This is a genomic window from Emticicia sp. C21, from assembly GCF_003418935.1.
Taxonomy (GTDB): Bacteria; Bacteroidota; Bacteroidia; order Cytophagales; family Spirosomataceae; genus Emticicia.
In genome coordinates this window covers 376,122-398,152 of sequence record NZ_QVMT01000002.1, presented here as the reverse complement: position 1 = coordinate 398,152, position 22,031 = coordinate 376,122, and the positions used below count along the sequence as shown (strand labels likewise).

The following is a 22,031-nucleotide window of genomic DNA, read 5'->3' as shown; positions in this document are numbered from 1 at the left end:
AGGCTAATTTTTGAATTATTAGCTTTCTTGCAGAATATGAATAAGACTATCTATACAACCAAACATTATACTTTTCTCCTGCTTTGTATAGTTCTTTTCCTAAAGGTAACTCCATAAAGGCATCTGCTTCTACCAGACTTGCCAAATCACCTGAGCCATTACCTTCAATAGGCATCGCTTTCCAATTACCTGTTTCAGATTTTTCCAATTTTACCTGCAAGAAAAAAGTCAACTCAAATCTTACGACAAAATCCTTGCCCAATTCGGCAGTAATACGCTCGGTTTCTAATCCTTGTGAAGCATCTAACCAAGGCTTGAAATAGCGACGTAGGCACATAAAGGTTGAAACAGGGTTACCCGGCAAAGCAAAGACTGCTTTTTCTCCTTTTACTCCAAACCAGAATGGCTTACCCGGCCTTTGTGAAACCTTGTGAAACAATTTAAGAACACCCTGATTTTCTAATGATTGTGGTACAAAATCAAATTTCCCTGCAGATACACCTCCGCTTAAAATCAATACATCATACCTATCAAGATACTCCCCTATTTTCTGTTCAATTATTTCCTGGCTATCCGGCAATAGAACTGTATCTGCTTCAACGCCCCAGTTTTTCAGGCAAGCCTGCAATGCATAACTATTTGATGTTCGTATCTGATGTGGCAAGGGCGTAGTAGTAACAGGCACAATTTCTTCTCCCGTCGAAATCACAATAGCCTTTACCCGCTTTTGAACCAGAATCTCATTCTTACCAATAGTAGCTGCTATACCAATTTCGGCAGGGCTTATTTTTCTTCCTTTAGCAACTATAAGTTCATTCTGCTTTTTGTCTATTCCTTTCCCATGAATGTTCAAACCTGCTTTAGCTGGTATAAGCTCTATGGTTGCTACTCTATCTTTAATACTGATGTCTTCATAACGAATCACCGTATCGGTACCCACAGGCAGCATAGTTCCTGTCATTACCTCTACACAATGCTCAGGATTATCTAAAATAGTCTGTGGTTTACCTGCGGCTGCAGTTTGGGCAATAGAGAAACTGGTTTGGCCTTTTTTTATCTGGGCGTAGGCTACCGCAATACCATCCATAGATACTCGGTCAAAAGGAGGGAAATCCCGGTCGGCTTTTAGGTCTTCAGCTAAAACTCTACCTAATACCTCCGCTATAGCTAATTTTTCGGTAGCAATATTTATCTTGTTATTCAGAATAATTTCTTCGGCTTGTTCAACGGTTGTCATGGCTGCTAATGTAAGTCAGGTTGTTATTTATACCTATACAAAGGTATGTTTTTTACGCAAGATAAGTTCTGATTAAGAAATGTCTCTTAATAAGAGAAATATATATGCCATGTTTTTATTGAGGATATCCAGAATAAAACAATCTCAATTGTCTAAACTCCAGGCAATTGAGGTTGTTGATTCTAAAAGTAAATGATTAAGTAGTTTTAGAAACCTTCTTATAAGTTATTTTCAATGGAGCTTTGCTCAGGCATTTCCTCATGGTTCTATCTGCAATTAATAAAATACCTACCGAGAAAATAAGCTTGCCGACGGTATAAGTAAAAGTAGAATAACCACCCAACACAAAAATACTCATGTATACATAAACATCAAGTACACCCACGCCAATAGTACCAAATACTATTTTGTACCAATTCTTTGAAAAGGGTTTATCAACAAAAAAACTTATACAGACGGTAATAGTAGTTGTAAGCATACCCAACAAGACGATGAAGAAAAACAGCTTGTTAGCAACAAAATACTCCTCATAAGTTTGAATTAAAGAAAAACTAAAGCCTACCAGAAAAAGTAAGCCTGTCGATACTGCATAGAAAATATTTTTAGGAATTGCCACTTCCTCTGGTATTTGTACCCGTTGCTTAAGATATAATACTATCAATACCAGATACATAAGGATATTATTGAAAATACTGGAAATTAGTAAATAATTATCACTTACGAAATAGTAATAGATTTCAGAAAAAACATTGAAGAAAAGAAAGGCCATTAAGAGATAAAAAATACCGGCTTTCTTTATTCTCTCCCGCTGAACCCACAAATAACCCATACATAATAGTGCAGGAGCCTGATTTAATAATTTAGACAACAGTAGTTCTTCCCACGAAAGCATTTTAGGTAAAGGCACAAACTGAAAAAACAGGGAAGTTAAAATAACAACTACCCCATACAAGGATACAAATTTAAATGACATGCAAATAGTATTTTACAAAAGCAAACGTACATAATCTAATAACAGCAGTTATACAAAACTCAATAGCAAAGGCTTTTTCAGATAAGGAATTTCAGATAGATGTGAATATGGGAGGACAATAATATTTTACTTCTGATAAAAAACCAAATTTTAATTATCATAAATTGGTTTATTTCTGAATTTCAGCTTAATAGCATCTCTTCCAGAAAAATTTGTACGGATTTCTGCGCAAACAGACAAAGCAATTTCTTCAGGGGTATTCGCACCAATATCTAAGCCAACGGGGCTGTAAATACGACTTTCATTTTCAGGAGTAATCGGGTCACCCTCTTCCTGCATCCGGTCGTACATTTTTATGGTTCGTTTCTTTGGGCCTAACAAGCCAATGTATGAAATATCCGTTTTCAAAAGCGTTTGCAGATTACGGTAATCGGTTTCATAATCGTGGCACATCGAAATAGCGGCCGTGTATTTATCAATAACAGGCACGTAGTCTTTTGGCATTACGCCATCAGCAGTGGTAAAGAGCGAAGGATGCATTTTGTTAGGATTACATATCACTATCACTTTCCATCCTAATTCTTTTGCCATGCGCACCATCGGATATACATCATAATTGCTACCGAATACGTAGAGCTGTATAGCAGGAGGGATAACCTCAATGAATAAACTGATAGTTAAATCATCAGCTAAAGTATAGGTTTGTGAGACAGATTTGGTATTTGCCAAAGCCGCCTGAATCTCTTCTATCACTTGTCCTTTAATAGCCTCTAAAGGAAAAATAGCGCTAAAATATTCAGGAGAATCAAATCTGAAAACCTGTCCTAGCTGAATAGTTTCATTAGTCTTGTTTAAGGCAGTAACAGTAACTATTACATTGGGGCTACGTTGGTCAAGGCAATGCCTCATTTGTAACACAGCATTTAGCTCGTTTTGTGGGTCAAGCGGAGTAATCAACACATCAATGATGCCATTACAGCCTAAGCCCACACCTATCTGATAAGGGTCGTCGTCGGAAGTATCGTAGGTAATCAAAGCAGCTTTATTTTGCGACATAGCCAACCTTGCCTTTTTTAAAGCATCTCCCTCCAGGCAACCTCCACTAATACCTCCAATCCATTCACCAGATTCCATTACCAACATTCTTGCGCCTGTTCTTCTATAGGATGAACCCTCAACACGTACAACAGTTGCCAAAGCTGCCCGATTCTGACTAAAATCAATTTTCTGATAGGCTTCAACAATTTGCTTAATTTCTTTCATATATATCCTGAAAAAGGGCATAATAGCAATTTAACAATTATTTGTATCTTCTTTCTTCGCCCAAAGCTTGAATGCTTCCTGAGCTTCCTCTCTTCCTAAAGGTTCAATAGCAATTTTTCGTTCCGAAAGTGGTAAAGGTATTTCCTGATAGAGAAACGCATCATCGAAACCTATTTCGGCGGCATCGTTCCGGGTATTGCCATAATATATCTTTCTTAACTTTGCCCAATAAATGGCGCTTAAGCACATCGGGCACGGCTCGCAGGAGGTGTAAATCTCACAATCCTGCAATTCGTAGGTACCTAAATTCTTGCAGGCATCTCTGATAGCCACAACTTCGGCATGGGCTGTAGGGTCGTTATTGGTTATTACCATATTATGCCCCTGTCCTACTATCTTACCATCTTTAACAATTACCGCCCCGAAAGGCCCTTGACCAATACCATCCTGACTACCTAATAAAGAAAGTTGAATGGCCTTATGCATAAATTCTTTTTGTTGCTCTTCCATTATAGTTGTATGTAAAATTCATGTTTGTAATGCTAAAATACCCTGACTTTTTGCATACGATTTACAACCTCTATGATATGCTTAATAGCAAAATCAATATCCTCTGGCTTTGTCATTCTTCCTAAACTAAACCTTATAGACCCATAGGCCGAATCATCATCTAAACCCAGGGCTTTTAAGACATAGGAGGGCTCAGTAGATGCTGAATTACAGGCTGACCCATTGGATACTGCTATCTCATTCAGGCTCATTAATAGTTGTTCCCCATCGATTCTCCCAAAACAGATATTGCTTGTATTCGGCAGACGATAAGTGATGTTACCATTTATTTTCGTTTCAGGTATAGCTCCTAAAATACCATTTTCCAAAGAATCTCTTAAAGCACCTAGTCGAATAGCCTCTCTTGTCATTCTTTGCTGGCAGATTTCACAGGCTTTTCCTAAGCCAACAATTCCGGGCACATTTAATGTTCCTGAACGCAAGCCTCTTTCATGCTTTCCGCCATCTTGCTGGGCAACAATGTTCAGTTTTTTTCTGATATATAAAGCACCTACGCCTTTAGGGCCATAGAGCTTATGAGCAGACATGCTCAATAAATCTATTTCATCAGCTATCACATCAATGAGCAATTTCCCTACAGCTTGCGTGGCATCGGTATGAAATAATACCTGGTGGCGATGCGCTATTTCGGTGATAGTTTTCAGTGGATAAGTAACCCCGATTTCATTATTCGCCGCCATTACTGAAATCAGAATAGTCGTCGGGCGAATGCTAGCTTCCAGTAATGTTAAATCAATATTGCCTTCACTGTCAACTGGTAAATAGGTAATTTCAGCCCCTGATTTCTCTAAATGCTGACAGGTATCTAAAACTGCTTTATGCTCTGTTGCAACAGTAATAATATGATTACCTTTTCGGCTAAAAGCCTCATATACTCCTTTAATAGCCAGATTAACCGATTCAGTTGCACCGCTTGTAAAAACAATTTCTTTTTCAGAAGCACCCAATAAGCCGGCCACTTGTTGGCGAGCTAGATCCACTGCTTCGGCAGCTTTCCAGCCATAGGCATGAAACCTGCTTGCCGCGTTCCCGAAATGGTCTGTCAGATATGGCAGCATGGCTTCCAACACCTCTTTATCAAGAGGAGTAGTTGCGTTGTAATCCATATAAATAGGGTACTTCATCAGTTGGCCGGAAACAGGTGTTAGCTCTTATTTTTGAAGGAGTAAAATTACTGATTTTATAGATTATTGAAGCCCAAAAAGATATGTCTTTCTATAGAATTGTTTTATCTTTTGATAAATTTTAACTTTTTCAAGAAAAACCAAACTTTATTCGGCAAAATAATCAAAATACAGTAGATTTTTACGTAGTTTGTTCCATCAAAACATTAATACTCCTAAGAAAAATGCTAGGAAATTCTATTGATTCGGTTTTTACACAAGAAATTCATAACAAATATCTTGTATTTAACACCCTTTTTTCAAGGCTGCCTTATGATAAGATGACCAAAATTGGTCAGTTAATGCCTTTTTTGCATGATATGTCAGAAAGCGGTTTTGATGAAGGCAAAGAACCCAAAGAAATCATTGAGTTATTTTTCAAGCAATATACTTCCATTAAAGAAGAAAAGGAAAAAATAGACCTTTTGTTTCGGTTTATTACCTATATCGAACGCCAGGTGGTATTATTTGACAGTGTAGAGGATTCGGCCTTTGAAAAAATGTATCCTTTGAACGGTAAAGGAACGCTGCAAGGTACACTTGATCTGGCTCTGCAACAGAATAAATTGGAAGAAGTACATCAGAAGTTAAAGAATTTCAAGGTACGTATAGTTTTCACGGCTCACCCAACGCAGTTTTACCCAAGCAGTGTACTGCGCATTATTCAGGACTTAGAGCAACTGATTCCTAAAAACGATATTAATGGTATTGACTCCCTGCTACAGCAGCTAGGTAAAACGCCTTTTATAAATGAACAAAAACCAACTCCATTAGAAGAAGCGCAAAGTATTATCTTCTATCTGCGCCATGTATACTATCAGGTTATCGGCGAGATTCATGATAAGCTAAGAGCTTATTTTCAGAATGGTAGCGGAGGCTTCAACCCTGTATTAGAATTAGGTTTCTGGCCGGGTGGCGACCGTGATGGTAACCCTTTTGTAACCGCCGAAATCTCTAAAAAGGTATCAATAGAACTTCGGACCAGTATCCTGAAATGCTATTACAACGACTTCAAAATCATTTGTCGTCGCCTTACATTCAAGGGTGTTATGCCTTTACTTACAGCCATTAGTAATCGCATTTATACCAATATGAATGGCTTAAAGCATGATTTGACCTTACAGGAATTATTGACTTCTTTGGACGAAGTAAGACAGATTCTGATAACCAAACATAAAGGAATTTTCCTCGATTTATTAGACAGATTTATTCAACAAGTAAAAATATTTGGTTTGCACTTTGCCTGCCTCGATATAAGACAAGATAGTAGCATTCACGAAAGTGTAATGGAGCAGATTAATCAGAAATATGGTATTTCTGACAAGCCTTATACCGAATGGAGCGATGCTGAAAAACTACAGTTTTTAACTGAACATGAATTACTGATAAACGAAGATGATTTTGAAGATGTGCTAACGAAAGACACTTTCAGGACAGTTCGTATTATTAAAGAAATACAGACATTGAATGGCGAAAAAGCCTGTCATAGATACATTATCAGTAACTCTACTTCTATGTTTTCGGTATTAGAGGTACTGGCCTTATTCCGTTTCTGTGGTTACAAAGCATCAGAAATCAAGGTTGATGTTGTACCATTATTTGAGACCATAGAAGGCTTAGATAACTCACAGGCAACCATGACCAATCTTTATCAATTACCTTTCTACAAAAACCACCTTGAAAACAGAATAAACCATCAGACAATTATGTTAGGTTTTTCTGATGGTACTAAAGACGGTGGTTATGTAAAAGCTAACTGGGAGATTTACGAGGCGAAAGAGAAACTAACCCGTATCTCGAAAAAGAATCAGATAGAAGTAATTTTCTTTGATGGTCGTGGTGGTCCTCCTGCTCGTGGTGGTGGTAAAACCCATCAGTTTTATGCCTCACAGGGGCCAACTATTGCTAACAACGAAATTCAGATAACCATTCAGGGGCAAACGATTACCTCTATGTATGGTTCCCGTTCGCAGGCTATGTATAATTTCGAGCAATTGTTGTCGGCAGGTATCATCAATGATGTTTTCCAGGACGATAAATCGATTATCAATAAGCAAGAACGCAACCTGATTGAAGAACTGGCAGAGGAAGGTGTAAAGAAATATTTTGAGCTGAAAGAACATCCGCTTTTTGTGCCTTATCTTGAAAATAAAAGTCCTCTGAAATACTATGGTTTAACTAATATCGGTAGTCGCCCAAGCAAGAGAAGTTCAGGCAAAAAACTGACTTTATCCGATTTAAGAGCGATTCCGTTTGTGGGTTCTTGGAGTCAGTTAAAACAGAATGTACCTGGTTATTTTGGTTTCGGCACTGCCCTGCAAAAAGTAATAGACGAGGGGCGTCTGGAAGATTTGAAATTGCTTTTTGAAAACTCCTTATACTTTAAAACCTTAATGGAGAACAGTATGATGGGATTGACGAAGACCTATTTCCCATTGACTTATTACATGAAAAAAGATCCGGAATATGGCGAGTTCTGGCAAATCCTTTTTGATGAATATAAGCTGACCGTGGAAAATATGCTTCTTGTTTCCGGGCAGAAGAAGCTAATGGAGAATGAAAAACTAAGCAAACTATCGATAGATTATCGTGAGCATATCGTGTTGCCATTATTGACAATTCAACAATATGCCCTGCAGAAAATTGAAGAGACAACCGACGAGCAATTAAGATTGGTTTATGAAAAAATGGTTACCCGCTCATTATTCGGTAATATTAATGCCAGTAGGAATTCGGCGTAATCTTGAATAAGTTCGTCTATAAGCAAATAAGTCTGGTAAGTGTTTAATGCACTTACCAGACTTATTTGCTTATATCAGACATCTAATCTATATCTCAAACTTCTCAAAAAAATTGCTTAGCTCAACAGCATACACATAAGGAACTTCCATAGGCGCAAAATGCCCGCCTTTTTCCAATTTATTGAAGCTTACTAAGTTTACCATTCTCTCCGCCCATTCCTGCGGGAATTGCGCTTCTTTCGGGAATAATGAAACACCCGTCGGTACACTTACCTTTTGAGAAGACTTTAAGCCTCCCGCTCTTGCATTTTCAGCGTATGTTCTAATTGAACTATTGATTGTCTGGCTCACCCAATAAATCATGATATTGGTAATTAACTCATCCTTAGTAAAGCTATTCTCAATATGACCATTATTATCACTCCATGAGTTGAATTTTTCCAGTATCCAACCCGCCAATCCAACAGGTGAATCATTCAATCCATAGCTTAAAGATTGAGGTTTGGTTGATTGAATCATATTAAAAGCGCCTTCGCTGAAAAACCAACCCTGAATCATCTGACCAAATTGTTGTTCAGCTTCTGACATCGTACTCCAATCTTCGGTTCCATCAGGATAACCCACATCAGTAATATGAATGGCATTCACCTGATTGGGAAACTGATTGGCCATTGATTTGGCAATCACACTCCCCATATCACCACCTGCCACAAAATATTGCTTATAGCCAAGTACTTCAACCATTAATTGATTGAATATTTCAGCCGTCACGTCACTATTTACCGCATGATGGCTCGAAAATCCAAAGCCCGGAATGGAAGGGATTACCAGATCAAATGAGTTTTCATTTTCAGTCAATAATGAAATTAATTTGTAGAATCGATAATAAGAATCCGGCCAGCCATGTATTAATAATAAAGGTTTGTTGGCAGTGCCCTTCCCTTTTACGTGAATAAAATGAATTGTAGTTCCTTTTATTTCCGCTGTAAATTGGGGAAACTGATTCAATGCTTCCTCTTGTTTGCGCCAGTTATAGCTATTCTGCCAGTAATCTACCAATTCTTTTAAGTAACGGGAATTAGTTCCATAACCCCATCCGGCACCTTCTGGTTCTTCTGTCCAACGAGTATTTTTTAGTCTTACTGATAGATCGTCCAATACCTCTTGTTGAACGTTGATAGTATATTTCTTAATTGCTGTCATATTTGTTTTTGTTTATATGACAAAGATCGGCATAGCTGCTCACCTGCCATTGTAAAAAATTTACCAACTAGAATAAGATAATATCAGTAAGGACTTTATGATGTTCGGAAGAATTATTGATTTTGAAATATTCGAGAGGGCTGATGCCAGTAAAATGTATAAATTCTTTAATAAAATGAGCCTGGTCGAAATACTCGTGATCATATACAATAGATGACCAATATACCTGCCCCTTTGCTTGTTGAATGGCATTAATTACTTTATGAAACCGCTGTAGTCGTTGCAGATATTTTGGAGAAAATCCGGTTTGTTTCTTTAAAATATGAATCAGATGTTTTTGTGAGTACCCCGACTTATTTACCAGCCAGTCAATCGGCTTATCTATGTTTTTATCAATAAACTTTACAACTGACGTGTTGAAACTATTGTCAGTTATATACTTTTGAAAATAATGCTGGATATGCTGAAATTTATTCTCAATCTCTTCTTCATTAATCAGAGTTTGATAGAGTCTGTTAAACGAACTGCCCAATAGTAATTCAATTTCTAAACCGGGATAGATTAATTCAGACATCGGAATTTTTGTAAGTGCATAAAAGCCCCCTACCGTAAATCGAATACTGATAATAGCCGAATTATTATTGTTCTGATAGGTAATAGCTTTGGCATTTGCACCAGACACCCAGCCATGTTTCATGGTACGCTTACCCTCAAAATTACTCTCAGAATATAAAGTATTTATACTTTTCTCTTCAAGCTCAATGATGAGATTTATCCTGCCATCAGGCAACTCCATGAGATAAGGCATGGGCTGAGAACCCTTAGCATATATGATATGCTCTATGTACTGTGACATAGGATACTGTGGTATATGCCTTTTAAAAATCAAGTTTTAGACTATTTATGATCCATTTATACCTATAAATCTATTTTGCCTGATAAAATCTAATTGTACTCTTAATCACTCATTCACAAAATCGCTAAATCACTCAATTTCCCCTAATTACAATCCTGAATAGTAGCTTTAAACACAGACCCATTTTTAGATTCAAAACCCGGGAGTAACTCTACTTTGTTTTTAGCAGTATAATCCACCTTACCGCTTACTTGTATTTTCTGAGTACTCTGAACTGTCTGTTTACTTTGATATGGATATTGTGTATTAGTTACCGACCCTTGTAAAAACAAGCTATTCGGGCTGCACGTAGTAACAGTAATATTTTTGGGCGTAGAGTTAATATAACAATTCAGGGTTTTACATTGCACATAATAAGAGGTTGATGTAAGAGGGCTTACCACAAGCGGATTATTTGTAGCACCGGTTGACCAGGCATAAGAGGCATTACACCCAGACCCCGTCAAGGTAACACTTTCGCCCGGTCGTATTGTTGTGGCTGAAGTAACGAAAGTTGGAGTAGAGGGCAAAGGGAAAGACGATAAGTTGACAATAGGGCTAAAGAAAGTCTTTTTCGAAGACTTTCTGACAGAAGCTGCCAAACGCGCAGGAGCCGTTGTCAAAGTGTTAGTATTATTATTTATCGCCGTCCAGTTAAGGCGTTCATAGCCTGCCGGAGGTAAGAATGTATAAGTACAACAACCGCTTGAGTTACGGCCTCTGGCTTCATTATCGGTATTATTCCGGTTTGACCAATAATACTGGGCATACGAGCCAGGTACAGATAAAGTAATAGGCTGTGATGGATTATTGGGATTACAGGCTAAATTTAACGCCAATAAGGGTGATGGCATCATTGGGTTTGAGTTAGAGAAAAAATTATTATCCAGACTTGCATTCCAGACATTAGCAAATTCAGCCTGCCCTGCATAAGTATCAAAATGGATACCGTCGGTTCGTTTATCCCCTCCAAAAATCGGGTCTGTTTCAGGTCCTGGAAATACATAAGGCAGACCTGCATCATTGTTAATCAAGGCATTTTGTCCGGCTATTGGGTTTGGATGTTCATCAGGATTTCGTGAAGCTCGTGCAATTACCCAGGCTAAGTCAGGAAATTCAGAATTTTCTCTGGTTTCGTTAATAACGTTTACCATATTCGTATAATACGTTCCCGGGTCTGTATCAGGGTCGCTTTCGCCCTGATGCCATAGTACGCCTCTTAGTCCTGTCAGACTTGCATAAATAGCTACCGAGTTTTCTAAGGCACGATAAGGTGCTCCGTGTGCCCGATTTATCCAGTCAGGCCCATCAAAGGGCAGGCCCTGAGACGAATTTCCCCATTGGGTACTCGAGGTTCCACCATGTGCCGCACCGTAAAACAGGACAGGTACATTGAGTTTCTGTACTAATAAATCTCCTAATCTTCCCCACGCCCAAGGCACATAATGAAAAGGTCCTATAGCGGTTGAATCTCCGGCCAATTTAGAAAAACCGATGGGTAATTTATTATAGTCTGAGTAAGCCTCTGTATAATCAATGGTGCTTACTCTATCGTCTTCTGCTGAGGTACTCACGCCTGCCCCGCCCTGCGCATTTGATTGCCCTGCTATTACGAAAACTTCTCCTACACCTATCCGCTGGATAATTTTCCCATCGACCAGGTTATTGTTTTTGAAAGCGTTTACTTCTAGTTGGTACCAGCCTGCCTGCACAGTTAACGTACCTGAAAAATAACCATTAGAAGGATTATTCTGAATAACTATCCAGTTGGTGGAAGTACCGGAGCCAACCCATTTGGGTACAACCCGTGCCTCAATTCTATCAACTGCCGATAGATAAGTGCCTGCAATGATGATTGTTCCCTGATTAGAATTATTACGTTGGAACACCATGCGTTCCATTGGGTGAGAAAGTACAATTTGAGCCATGCTTTTAAAACTTAAAAACACAATGGCTACACAAATTCTGACAAAGATGCGATTAAATAACATATCAATTATAGGGGCTTATAAAGTTGCTAAGACTTGAACACCTTGACGGTAAGCTTACCGTTTAGGTTGTAACAGTATACAAATGTAAGGAAAAATTATTGTGGAAATGAAATTTTGCCCATCGATACGCTCGGTACTCCTTTGCGGGAACCGAAATCTGTTTTACCACCAACCAACGCTTCGTTAGCAAGCGTAGCAAACAAGACGGCTTCCTTGGCATCGCCCGAAACACCCAGATCATCAGTTCTATGAAAATCAAAATCAGGAAGCAATTCTTTCAGAAACTGCATAATCAACGGGTTGTGAACTCCACCGCCGCTCCCATAAATCTTAAATGATTGTGGATTAGCTGCATATTTAGGTAACTGAGTAATCAGTTTTTGAATAGCTTCAGCAATAGTCTCTGCTGAAAACCTGCATAGGGTGGCTAAGATATCTTCGCTTGAAAGGGACTGTGTATTACTTTTTTTCTGTGCATTTGCCAGGTATTCCAGATTAAATAATTCAGGGCCTGTTGTTTTCGGGAAAGGCTTTTCAAAGAAACTATCTTGTTTCAAGATTTTTAGCAATGCCTGATTTAACTCTCCCTGACTGGCAACTCTGGCATCTTCATCATAAGGCAAATCGAAGTATTTTTTCATATAGGCATCAATCATCGTATTGCCAGGGCCAGTATCTGTGGCAAAAACTTCATTGGCATCTAAATTGCCCGCCAGATAGGTAAAATTAGCTATACCGCCCATATTGAGCAGAATCCTGTCTTCTCCGCGCTTAGAAAAAATCAGATAATCTCCATATACTGCTAAAGGGGCGCCTTCTCCTCCGGCCGCACAATGTTTCTGACGGAAATCAGATAAGGTAATAATACCTGTCTTTACTGCTAAATGGTCTCCATCACCAATCTGGAGGGTAGCGTTCGGAAATTTATCGAGCCCATGAAGAATTTTAGGTGAGTGGAAGACCGTTTGTCCGTGACTAGCTATTATAGCTACTGTCTCTGTTGGAATCTCCCATTTTTCCAATAAATCACTCACTATCTGTCCATGTAAATTCCCAATCCACGGATTCAATACACATAGTTGCTGAAAGTCTATTTCCTTTTTGGCAAATACCTTTCTTATCTCATCTTTTATCTCTTCCGAAAAACTAACAGTATCAAAATTCAGTAATTCTATTTCCGTATCTCCTCCACTATTTCTGAATTTGCACAAAGCTACATCTAAACCATCCATCGAAGTGCCCGACATCAATCCGATAATCAATCTTTCTTCGCTCTGCGCAATGCTGTAAAGTTTTTCTATGTTTTGATTCATATCTATTTTTTTCTGATAGACCTGCCTTTCTCTTTACAAAAATAACCAATTAGATTGAAACATAAATATTAATCATGCCTACTATAATGCAAATTCAGGAAATAGTATCGTATCTACCTTTGTAAAATTCCCCTTTAGGGGCTATTAGTTATTCTCATAAATCCAAGTCAGGATTTTCTCTACTTCTTTACGAACCTTAGTTGTTGACTGGTTGAAATTATTATTCATAAAGCTCACTAATAAGGTTTTTCCTTTCTTGGTTACTAAGTAGCCACTCAGGTTATAAACGCCACTAAAAGAGCCTGTTTTAGCAAAAATAAAAGATTTATCAGTATTTTTATAGCCGTTCTTGAGCGTACCCGATTGCCCTCCTATAGGCAAAATCGAAAAGAGTTTTTGTTGAGGTACTTCTGCATGTATCTTTTCCAGGAGTTTTATTATGGAACGGGGAGTAAAAAGATTATATCTCGATAAACCAGAGCCATCTACCCATTTAGGTGCATCGGGTAAATCCTGCAGGTATTTTTCAGTAATAGATTTAATCACAAAAGAAGAATTAATCGAATCTTTTAAAATAGCTCCACAAAGCAATAGTAAATGTTCAGCCAACATATTATCACTTTCCTGCATCATTGGGCGGTATACATCCTCTGATGCCATGCTATAGAGAGTCTGAGCGTCTTTTGATACAGGAATATGTAGCACACTCACGTTTCTTTTGAGTGTGTCCATTAATAATTGTTGGGTTAGCCCGGTAAAAGTTTTGTAAGGTATATCCTGCGTATAGCCATTTTTCTTTAACATGATTTTTGGTAAAAAAAACATATTATCCGTTTGCAGACGGGTGATAGTACTGCCTTCATCTTTTTTATAGAAGCTATTATCAAAAATAGTAGGTTGTAGTTTAAACGTTTCTTTATCAATATTTACTCTAACTACATTTCCGTACATAGGTAAAGGTGAAATTTCTGCCGAATAATAATCATTAAAATCATCCCATGCCCAGCCTGTGCCCATTGAGGTATTAGTAAAATTGCCATCAGAGTAAAAAAGGCGCTTGCTACTTCTATGGCTTTTCAGAAATTCAAATGCTCGGGTATTCTTTAAGTCGTGATGAAAAAAAGTAGGATCGCCTGTACCCCAGAAAATTAATGAATCTCCTTTAATAGTATAGCGCAAAGCAGGAATCGAGTCGCCTAAAGTTTTGATGCAGGCATAGTATGTAAACAATTTAGTATTAGAGGCAGGGGTAAAATATTTGTCAGCATTTCTTTCAAACAGGGTCTTTTTCGTATCCAGATCATAAATAGCCATGCCCGTAAAATTCTGAGCAAATACCCGTGAGGTATCAATCAATGTAGCATAAGGTTTCCTTTTTGATAATTTCTGCGAGGTAGTACAAGAGATGCCAATAAAAGCTAATAGGGATAGTACAATCAATTTTTGCATACTTTTTATTTTTTTGCGAATTTACATCAAGATTGTCAGGATTTCAATGCTTAATAAAGCGTATTTGAGGAAAATATGCAAGATTTTCTGATTTTTCGGCTTTATTTTTTCCTTTTAAATTCCCACAAATTCTGACAGAAGTATTTCTTTTTTTGTTCCGTTTTGCCCTTATCAACCAGGAGATTTTTATTATCGACAGTCTGTTTTTAACTCTTAAACCTATCAACTATGAATTATCTGGACTTATCTATAAAAATTGCGGTTAATAACTGGCAATTACAAATAAACGCTTTCAATAGTGTACTTGATAAACTTTCTGACGATCAACTCATGTGTGAAATAGCACCGGGTAGAAACAGAGGTGTGTATCTTTTAGGGCATTCAACAGCTGTGCACGATTTAATGCTACCGCTTTTGCGTTTTGGAGATGCGGTCCATCCTGAATTACACCCTCTTTTTGTTGAAGCCGCTGATAGAACAATTGCAGAAATTCCACCCATTCACCAACTGAAAGCCCAGTGGAAAGAAGTAAATGATAGCCTCACAGCGCATATAAACAATTTACCCGTTGAAGAATGGTTTACCCGTCATAACAATATTTCAGAAGAAAACTTTGAGAAAGAACCGCAAAGAAACCGCTTGAATGTATTATTTAGCCGTACCAATCATCTAAGTTATCACAGAGGCCAGCTAGCCTTATTAATAAAGAAACACTGAAAGTAAACTGGCATAAAAACGAGAGAGCCATTTCTACCTCAGGAATGGCTCTCTCATTTTATACTTTTTTTCTGGTTATCTGTTTACTACAAATCTTTTCACTACCGATCCGGTTTCGGTATGTAAGCGAACAAGATAGCTACCTGCTGCCAGATTACTTACATCAATTTTCTGGTAGAAAGTATTTATATCGGCAATAAATTCTCTGTCCATTACTTTTTTACCATTCGCGCCAAATACTTCCATTTTTACACGACCCGGTCTTGCCAGAGTAGTGCTGATTTGTATTTCATCCGGCGATGGGTTTGGTGATAAAGTCACTGCCTTTTCCAAACCCGGCTCTACTGCCAATACTGGCGGTGGCGGTGGCAACTGTATTTTCAGGTTATCAATGGCCCAACCCCAACCGTAGGTTAATTGGTCGGCAAATAAACGGAAACGAATCAGTACGATATCTCCGCCTACAAAATTATCGGTACTTAACATTTTGATGGTTCTGCGTTTAAACATGGCAGATGTACCTACTCCTTTAGAGTCTACACTGGTAAAAGGCTCGCCATCTGCTCCCATTACTGTGCCATTTACCGTATTACCTGTAAAAGCTTTTTCCCATGTACTATTGCTGGTTGCATCATACCCATCTTCAAAAGGTATCCAGGAAGCACCGCCGTCATAAGATCCCTCTACAACTACATAGTCATAGAAATCAGCGTCGCCAAATACTGAGTTATCATCACCCGGTTCTACCAATACAACTTCATCAAAACTAATATTAGCCGAATCTTCATCCATTTTCAGCTCGATAGGTTTTAAGAACAAGGCCATCGTGCTAGTCTCGAGGTTTTCGTCGCCACCATTTTTATATGGGTGAGCTGAGTGCAAAGCCCCATCATTAAAACCCGATGGTTGCGAAATACCCCAACCGCCTATCCCGGCAAAATCCTCGTTAGTCGTATTAAAGTCTGTACTGTAAGACAAGATAGGTTCCTGCGTAGTTAAATCAGTTACTAAAAACTCAAAATAATCTGGTGTAACAGTTACATTAGTACCAGGTGTTTTCAGATATGCAGGTAATCTGGTAGTATTCTTATTTTTTGAGTTGTCAACCGCTACAATGCGATACTGCACACGGTCACCCTTTTTCAAATCCCCAAAAATACCCTTTCCTAAATAAGCGATATCATCATTTCTGCCTTGTGAATAAGATTTATCATCGGTAGCAGGATTATACTTTTTCAGGCCGATAGGATTCTTTGCCTGCCCGTTTATCATATATTCTACATAAACCGTATCTACTCCATGTTCAAAGTCATCTTCTGCATTCAGGAAAACATCAGGTTTAGCTGTTGAAGAGACAAATGTAGGTGGAATAGTTGAGATAAAAGGTGATGAAACGTCGGCTTCGCCAATCTGGAATCCATAATAACCCGCCAGAGGTGCTTCGGCAGGAACAGTGTTTTTACGTTTGAAATTATCTTCTACAACAATATAATATCTGATAATAGAACTTGAAGCAGTAACTGGTATAACAGCGGTATAGTCGTTAGAAGTACCTACGCGTGTCAGGTTAATAGATTTTGCTTTAGTAATCGTATCGTTTTCAGCATAAAACACTTTTGCAGTTCCTGCCACCAGGGTTGTATCACTGACAATAGTAGCTTTTACAGTCACACTTTTAACAGCGCCTTCGATACTTTTAATTGGTGTATGCAAGATTGATGTACCTTTCCAGCCCATGTCAGCAAACATATTCTTTACTAAAGGACCCGGGTCACGAATTACTTCTCTTAAACTGGCAGCCGAAGTCATCAGGGAATTCGGGTTACCTGACGTATAAGTATTGTCATCTAGGTGCGATGTGCTTGATCCAAGTTGATAAGTACTAGGTGCATATAAGCGTGGTTTTTCTTCACCTTTAGCGGCAGAAGTAGGGCTATTAAAGAATAGATTATTACCGATTAATTGCTGACGTAATGCTGATGATGGATTAGGAAAAGCGCTTGTATTAAGCAACTGTTGGCCTGTGCCATTTTCAACAAATTCATCGAAAACAAAAGGTGAGCCTGTATCATACCCCCACGTTGCCGTAGTTGAATTAGCTGTCGAGCGAAATGACGACGTAAATCCTAAACCGTGGCACAACTCATGCAAAACTACAGAAGCAAAGTCGAACTCATTACGGCCCGGAGTACTTGTACCTAAATACCAGGGAGCTGAACTATTAAACTCTGCCGTAATATCTGGTTCATTTACTGAGTTCAGTTCCTGTCCGGCTATTTTTTCAGCTAACGCAATGGGATACCACGTACTAGCTTTTTGCTGACCCGGAAAGTTTCTTGTAAAATCTCCAGGACTGGCTTGTCCTAAGATCGTACCAGAAACACCATCGCTATCAATCGGATGCCAAATGGCATTAATACGAATAGGAACAGGTGAAGTAATCAGATTAGACCAGATGTCTACTGCCAATTGAAAAGCCTTTTGTGCAGCCGGAGAGAAACCATTATAAGTTACAATAAAAGTAGCTTTGGCTGTTGAACGCGCAAATTTCCCATTTAAAGCATCTTGCACTTCTTTGGCAGGAGGAATATAAGTGTTAGCATCAACAAAATTGCCCGGACACACAATCATCTTTCCCTTCATGAATTCAATCTTGTAGGGATTGGTCTTTGCAAGCTCTTCGTGGCGTGGTTTAATAGTTTTCTGGGCAATCGCTGACATTACCAAAAAAGATAGTAAGCCAGAAAGGTAAATTTTTCTCATAATCTTTAGCGTCAATTCCTGTTTTCGAGGGTCTTAAAAATATACGTAATCCAATGGGTCAAGGTTGCTTTGAATTTTTGTACAAGGTATACATTCTAGCGAATATAATAACGTTTTTATTGGGCGAATATTAGAAATAATCCCGAAAGTATTATTTATCGGCTGAGTTTCCAGAGCAACCTAATTTTCTTTAAACTAATGATGATAGGCTTAGATAAACTATCAAATTAACAAACCGAAAGCTTATCTTTGCACTATAGACGGAAACTGCGATTTGAACGATGCAAGCATCAAAAGAAATATTATCAAAATATTGGAAGTATGATACATTCCGGCCTTTACAAGAAGATATCATCAACTCTGTATTAGCCGGAAACGATACGTTGGCTATTCTGCCAACCGGAGGCGGGAAATCGATTTGTTTCCAGGTGCCTGCTATGCAAATGGAAGGAGTTTGCATTGTGATTACTCCGCTTATTGCCTTGATGAAAGATCAGGTAGAGCAATTGAAAAGAAGAGGCATTAAAGCAGCAGCTATTTATTCGGGCATGCACCGCACAGAGATAGATTATACTTTGGATAATTTTGTTTATGGCGATTACAAGTTTCTTTATGTATCGCCTGAACGTTTGCTAACAGAAATCATGCAGGAGCGTACCAAACGCATGAAAGTATGTTTACTGGCTATTGACGAAGCACACTGTATCTCGCAATGGGGCTATGATTTCCGGCCACCTTATCTTAAAATACCGGATTTTAGAAAGTTTGCACCCAATGCTCCCATGATTGCTCTCACGGCAACGGCAACAAAAGATGTTAAGATAGATATTCGGCAAAAACTGGGTTTACGAAATATTAAGATCTTTCAACAAAGTTTTGCCCGACCTAATATCTCCTACTCTGCCTTTTGTGAAGAAAGCAAAGAACGCAAATTGTTTGATATTTTGCAGAAAGTACAGGGTTCTGCCATCGTCTATGTAAGAAGCCGCAGAAGGACCAAAGAGATTTCAGACTGGCTCAACCGCAATAAAATAAGTTCTGAATTTTACCATGCCGGCTTAGCTATGAACGACCGCTTTAAAAAGCAGGAGGCATGGATTAAAAATCAGGTAAGGGTAATCGTGGCAACCAACGCATTTGGAATGGGTATTGATAAACCTGATGTAAGGGTAGTTGTACACCTTGATTTACCAGAAAACCTGGAAGCCTATTATCAGGAATCAGGCCGTGCCGGACGAGATGGGCTAAAATCTTATGCCATTCTATTGTACTTTAAATCTGATTTAACTGATATTTATAAACAGATAGACCAGAAGTATCCGCCCATAGAAAACCTGAAAAGGATATATCAGGCTTTAGCTAATTACTTTAAACTGGCAGTTGGGGCAGAGAATTTTGAAAGCTATGATTTCGACTTTCAGGAATTTATCGGCACTTTCGGTTTAGTAGCGAATGATACACATAATGCTTTGAAAAAACTGGAAGATGAGGGTCTGATACAGTTAAGCGATTCTTATTTCAGTCCTTCAAAGCTGGTTTTTAAGGTTGATAATCACAACTTATATAATTTTCAGATTAAGAATGCGAACTATGATAAGTTTACAAAAATGCTCTTGCGCATGTATGGCGGCCAATTATTTACCGACTTCACAACCATTTCAGAATCTACTATAGCCCGAAACTACTTTGCTTCTAATCTTGAAGTAGAGAAAATGCTTGAGTATCTGAATGAGGTGGGTATAGCTACTTATCAGAAACAAAAAAGTATCCCTCAACTTACCTTCCTGACGGCCCGCCAGGATGCCAACTATCTGACTATTGACCGGGCTGAATACCATCGGAGAAAAATGAAAGATACCGAAAGAGTGGATGCTGTAGTGCAGTTTACACAGGAGGAGCGCCGATGCCGTATGCAATTTTTACAGGAATATTTCGATGAATTTACTGAAGCTACCTGTGGCATTTGTGATAATTGTCTGAAACACAAGAAACGTGAAGTTCCCTTTGATATTTATGCTAAGTATAGGCAAAAAATCCTGGAAATTTTACCGGCCAATATTACTCAGGTAGTAGCATATAGTTTCTTTACCAACAAAGACTTTGTAACAGAGGTAATTAGAAAAATGATAGAAAACGAAGAAATATGGTATAGCGAATTAGGCATTTTACAGAAAAAATAACCTTTGTGGCGCGAGCTTCCAGCTCGCTGTAATATTAGAGAGTTTTAGAAAAAAACGACATTTCAGGACAATTACTATTTAAAATTTTATGTCAGAATTCACTCATATAGACGCAGCAGGTAACCCCTCAATGGTGGATGTCAGTCAAAAAAGCGTCACCAAACGCATAGCCAAAGCCCGAAGTATTTTAATATTAGATGAAGTGATACTAGAAAAGCTGCAGAACGATGAAATCCATACTAAAAAGGGGCCGGTATTTCAGATAGCTATTATTGCCGGAGTAATGGCAGCCAAAAAGACGGGCGATTTAATACCGCTCTGCCACCCCCTTGGGCTAGAAAACTGCCAGCTTACTATTACCTTGAATGAGCAAAAAGAAGTAGTAATCGAATGTACTGCCTCGCTTACGGGCAAAACTGGCGTAGAAATGGAAGCACTAACCGGAGCAAGCATTGCAGCCTTGACTGTGTATGATATGTGCAAAGCCTTTTCGCACAATATTGTTATTAAAGAAACTCGGTTAATTGAAAAATCAGGAGGAAAAAGAGACTTTAAATTAGAGACTGAATGAACGGACTGATTCTGATAGGTGGCAAAAGCTCGCGTATGGGTACAGACAAAAGTCTGCTTAATTATCATGGCTTATCCCAAAGAGAATATCTGTTTCAGTTAATGAGTAAGTTTTGCTCAGAAGTCTATTTCTCTTCCCGAGAAGAGCAGGAACTTTCAGATAATTTTATCCTTGATAAACTTGCTATTAGCCCTATTAGTGGCATTCTTTCAGCCTTTGAGCATAATCCACAAACTGCTTGGTTGGTATTAGCTTGTGACATGCCTTTAGTTAATGAAGACGTCCTCAAATTACTAATCGAACATCGGAATCCGGAGAAAAGGGCCACAGCCTTTTATAATCCAGAAATCAATGCGCCTGAGCCACTCATTACTATCTACGAACCTAAAGCTTATCCTTTGCTAGTCAAGTATATTGAGTCAGGTAACAAAAGTCCCAAGGTTTTTCTACAGAACAATGATGTACAATTAATAGAAGAAGAAGAGAAAAGCTTTTTGAAGAATGTGAATACAAAGGCTGAGTTTGATGAGTATCAGACAAAGGCTAAGTAATCTTTTCTTTGATATTAAGGCGTGGCCGATACCCACACTTCTCCATCTTCAAAAACCTCCTTTTTCCAGATAGGTACTGTTTCCTTCAGGGTATCAATTACATATTCGCAGGCATCAAATGCGGCTTTGCGATGGGCTGATGATACTGCTATTACCACCGGAGCTTCACCAATACCTAAAATACCCACCCGATGATGTACGGAAATTTTTTTGAGAGAGAATTGCTCAACAGCCTGCACAGCAATTTTTCGCATTTCTGAAATTGCCATGGGTTCGTAGGCTTCAAAATCCAGTCTTATTACGGACTTACCTTTGGTCTGGTTACGTACGGTTCCTACAAAAACCACAATTCCTCCGGTATCATCTGTTTTCACAAAATCAAGGCATGCTTGTTCTGAAAGTGATGTATGTAATAGTTGTATGTCAATCATATTTATATCAAATTGCTTAC

Annotated in this window: 17 protein-coding genes; 5 read left to right on the top strand and 12 right to left on the bottom strand. The window is 38.5% G+C overall.

Going from position 1 to position 22,031, the window contains the following annotated elements; translation table 11 throughout:
• Positions 1-46: 46 nt before the first annotated feature.
• The 5 genes from D0T08_RS06475 to D0T08_RS06455 all read right to left on the bottom strand — a co-directional run bounded on the left by D0T08_RS06475 (position 47) and on the right by D0T08_RS06455 (position 5,167).
• On the bottom strand, positions 47-1,237 hold the full coding sequence (locus D0T08_RS06475; RefSeq protein WP_116981789.1) for a molybdopterin molybdotransferase MoeA: 1,191 nt from the start codon (positions 1,235-1,237) through the stop codon (positions 47-49).
• 196 nt (positions 1,238-1,433) lie between these two features.
• On the bottom strand, positions 1,434-2,210 hold the full coding sequence (locus D0T08_RS06470) for a hypothetical protein (protein ID WP_116981788.1): 777 nt from the start codon (positions 2,208-2,210) through the stop codon (positions 1,434-1,436).
• Between the two features lie 150 nt (positions 2,211-2,360).
• Positions 2,361-3,473 carry an XdhC family protein gene (locus D0T08_RS06465; protein WP_116981787.1) on the bottom strand — a complete coding sequence of 371 codons (1,113 nt, stop codon included), beginning with the start codon at positions 3,471-3,473 and terminating at the stop codon, positions 2,361-2,363.
• A 30-nt stretch (positions 3,474-3,503) separates the two neighbouring features.
• Positions 3,504-3,983: a nucleoside deaminase gene (locus D0T08_RS06460; RefSeq protein ID WP_116981786.1), complete on the bottom strand. Its 480-nt coding sequence runs from the start codon at positions 3,981-3,983 to the stop codon at positions 3,504-3,506.
• A 32-nt stretch (positions 3,984-4,015) separates the two neighbouring features.
• Positions 4,016-5,167, bottom strand: coding sequence for a cysteine desulfurase family protein (locus D0T08_RS06455; RefSeq protein WP_116981785.1), 1,152 nt, complete (start codon positions 5,165-5,167; stop codon positions 4,016-4,018).
• A gap of 320 nt (positions 5,168-5,487) precedes the next feature.
• Between D0T08_RS06455 and D0T08_RS06450 the strand changes: the two genes are divergently transcribed.
• The gene (locus tag D0T08_RS06450) at positions 5,488-7,947 is read left to right on the top strand and encodes a phosphoenolpyruvate carboxylase (RefSeq protein WP_229238911.1); all 2,460 of its coding nucleotides are present in this window, start codon (positions 5,488-5,490) and stop codon (positions 7,945-7,947) included.
• An 87-nt stretch (positions 7,948-8,034) separates the two neighbouring features.
• Here D0T08_RS06450 and D0T08_RS06445 read toward each other — a convergent pair whose 3' ends face one another.
• The 5 genes from D0T08_RS06445 to D0T08_RS06425 all read right to left on the bottom strand — a co-directional run bounded on the left by D0T08_RS06445 (position 8,035) and on the right by D0T08_RS06425 (position 14,798).
• Positions 8,035-9,150 (bottom strand): epoxide hydrolase family protein, encoded by a 1,116-nt coding sequence (locus D0T08_RS06445; protein ID WP_116981783.1) that lies wholly within the window; start codon positions 9,148-9,150, stop codon positions 8,035-8,037.
• Between the two features lie 67 nt (positions 9,151-9,217).
• A complete protein-coding gene (locus D0T08_RS06440; protein WP_310586255.1) occupies positions 9,218-10,039 on the bottom strand; it encodes an AraC family transcriptional regulator in 822 nt (273 codons plus the stop codon).
• Between the two features lie 110 nt (positions 10,040-10,149).
• Positions 10,150-11,973 carry a 3-coathanger stack domain-containing protein gene (locus tag D0T08_RS06435; RefSeq protein ID WP_158561208.1) on the bottom strand — a complete coding sequence of 608 codons (1,824 nt, stop codon included), beginning with the start codon at positions 11,971-11,973 and terminating at the stop codon, positions 10,150-10,152.
• A gap of 158 nt (positions 11,974-12,131) precedes the next feature.
• A complete protein-coding gene (locus D0T08_RS06430; protein WP_116981780.1) occupies positions 12,132-13,349 on the bottom strand; it encodes an anhydro-N-acetylmuramic acid kinase in 1,218 nt (405 codons plus the stop codon).
• Between the two features lie 144 nt (positions 13,350-13,493).
• Positions 13,494-14,798: a D-alanyl-D-alanine carboxypeptidase/D-alanyl-D-alanine-endopeptidase gene (locus tag D0T08_RS06425; RefSeq protein WP_116981779.1), complete on the bottom strand. Its 1,305-nt coding sequence runs from the start codon at positions 14,796-14,798 to the stop codon at positions 13,494-13,496.
• A gap of 228 nt (positions 14,799-15,026) precedes the next feature.
• On the opposite strand from D0T08_RS06425, the gene D0T08_RS06420 reads away from it, so the two are divergent.
• Positions 15,027-15,515 (top strand): DinB family protein, encoded by a 489-nt coding sequence (locus tag D0T08_RS06420; protein ID WP_116981778.1) that lies wholly within the window; start codon positions 15,027-15,029, stop codon positions 15,513-15,515.
• Between the two features lie 75 nt (positions 15,516-15,590).
• On the opposite strand, the gene D0T08_RS06415 is transcribed toward D0T08_RS06420, so the two are convergent.
• Positions 15,591-18,278: a T9SS type A sorting domain-containing protein gene (locus D0T08_RS06415; RefSeq protein ID WP_116981777.1), complete on the bottom strand. Its 2,688-nt coding sequence runs from the start codon at positions 18,276-18,278 to the stop codon at positions 15,591-15,593.
• Between the two features lie 281 nt (positions 18,279-18,559).
• On the opposite strand from D0T08_RS06415, the gene D0T08_RS06410 reads away from it, so the two are divergent.
• The 3 genes from D0T08_RS06410 (at position 18,560) to D0T08_RS06400 (ending at position 21,580) form a co-directional block, all read left to right on the top strand.
• A complete protein-coding gene (locus D0T08_RS06410) occupies positions 18,560-20,458 on the top strand; it encodes an ATP-dependent DNA helicase RecQ (protein WP_116981776.1) in 1,899 nt (632 codons plus the stop codon).
• Positions 20,459-20,546: 88 nt separating this feature from the next.
• Positions 20,547-21,029: a cyclic pyranopterin monophosphate synthase MoaC gene (moaC, locus tag D0T08_RS06405; RefSeq protein WP_116981775.1), complete on the top strand. Its 483-nt coding sequence runs from the start codon at positions 20,547-20,549 to the stop codon at positions 21,027-21,029.
• The gene (locus D0T08_RS06400) at positions 21,026-21,580 is read left to right on the top strand and encodes an NTP transferase domain-containing protein (protein WP_116981774.1); all 555 of its coding nucleotides are present in this window, start codon (positions 21,026-21,028) and stop codon (positions 21,578-21,580) included. Before moaC ends, D0T08_RS06400 begins: the two co-directional genes overlap by 4 nt.
• A gap of 14 nt (positions 21,581-21,594) precedes the next feature.
• On the opposite strand, the gene D0T08_RS06395 is transcribed toward D0T08_RS06400, so the two are convergent.
• Positions 21,595-22,011 carry a molybdenum cofactor biosynthesis protein MoaE gene (locus D0T08_RS06395; protein ID WP_116981773.1) on the bottom strand — a complete coding sequence of 139 codons (417 nt, stop codon included), beginning with the start codon at positions 22,009-22,011 and terminating at the stop codon, positions 21,595-21,597.
• Positions 22,012-22,031: the final 20 nt, after the last annotated feature.